Source organism: Psychrobacter sp. 1U2 (genome assembly GCF_051847575.1).
Genome location: NZ_JBPYDC010000216.1, coordinates 1 through 1,375, shown reverse-complemented (window position 1 = coordinate 1,375; position 1,375 = coordinate 1). Strand labels below are relative to the sequence as shown.

Sequence of the window (1,375 nt, the reverse complement as noted above, 5' to 3'; positions counted from 1 at the left end):
TTTATAAGATTGTTGCTTACCCACGCTAGTCTTTTAAATAACTGGACGATATTACTGGTTTTAGTAATAGACCAAGTTATTAATATAAGCCACTAAGCTTGAGTATCAGACCTTAAGTGGTCACTTGTTGCTTTATATCGGTTTGTGTTTGTGTTTTTTCAAGTCAATGACAGTACATTAACTTGGTTTTGTGTGAAGTTTTGTGAATATCCTTACTTCTAATAAGGCTTACTCTCATTCTCACTTTACTTATTGACCAACACGTACCATAGCTGGACGTAATAAACGGCCATTCAAGCTATAGCCTTTTTGCAATACTGTACCAACGGTGTCCGCTTCAGCGTCAGCATCTATACCGACTGCCTCATGAAAGTCTGCATTGAACTTTTCGCCTTGTGGATCGACCACCTCTACGCCATGTCTATTAAGGACCGCAAGTAGCGCTTTATGAGTCAACTGCACACCTTCAGTCACTGGGTCGTTATCAGTAGCGCTCTCGATAGCGCGCTCTAAATTATCGACGATCTCTAGTAGATCTTTGGCAAATTTTTGTAGGGCGAATTTTTTACTTTTATCAGTTTCTTGCTCCATACGCTTTTGCGCATTGTAAGCTTCAGCATTGGCACGAGCCGTTCCTTCTTTGGCTTGTTTTACCTCGCCTTCAAGCTCAGCAATACGTGCATGAAAAGCATCGATATCAATATCGTTTTTAACCGTACTTTCTGCGCCTGAGTTGTTTTCTGGATCAAATTCGTTCATGGTTTCCTCTAAAAGGCTTTCTTCACGCTCAATATTACTCTGAGCCGCCTTTGGATCATTGGTATCAAACTCATGATTGGGTGCTTGTTCAGTCATAATAGCTCCTTATGATTTTAGTAATGGTGCTTAAACTTAATATAAAATAAAACCGTAAAATCTAGATTTCTTATAAATAAACGTTCAATACAATTGTATTCTGATAGCTGCTTGATAAAGACCCTAAGCATAAATTTCAAGCCTAAATGAGATGAATTTTTGGCTTTTGATGAAATAATGAGTTTTCATAGATAAAGACTCGCGTAAAGGACGTTAAAAACCAGCAGCAAACAGGTGCGTGACATCATAGGTTTGTTAACTACAACCAAGCTACCTGCTATAAGTTGTTTTTCTTTTTACTAAATTCGCTAAGGAATACTATGCCTGTTTTACCAACGCCATCTGTCAATGTACTGGTGAATAACATTGCTACTATTATAAAAGTGCTGCGCAATCGAGCAAACAGTGAGGCGCCAAAAGGCGGCTTACTAAATAACAGTCATCTGTCATTTAGTCGTCTAAACCATCGCCACTCTAGCGATACTCTCCATTTACCAGCACGCTATCAAAAGCATGCCTT

Annotated in this window: 2 protein-coding genes; one reads left to right on the top strand and one right to left on the bottom strand. The window is 38.9% G+C overall.

Annotation, left to right across the window (positions count from 1 at the left end):
* Positions 1-249: 249 nt before the first annotated feature.
* Entirely contained in the window at positions 250-855 is a 606-nt protein-coding gene (gene grpE / locus ACS8FD_RS14615; RefSeq protein ID WP_439263403.1) for a nucleotide exchange factor GrpE, read from the bottom strand.
* Positions 856-1,175: 320 nt separating this feature from the next.
* Between grpE and ACS8FD_RS14610 the strand changes: the two genes are divergently transcribed.
* Positions 1,176-1,375 (top strand): hypothetical protein (locus tag ACS8FD_RS14610; RefSeq protein ID WP_439276388.1); only part of this gene is annotated, 200 nt, incomplete at its 3' end.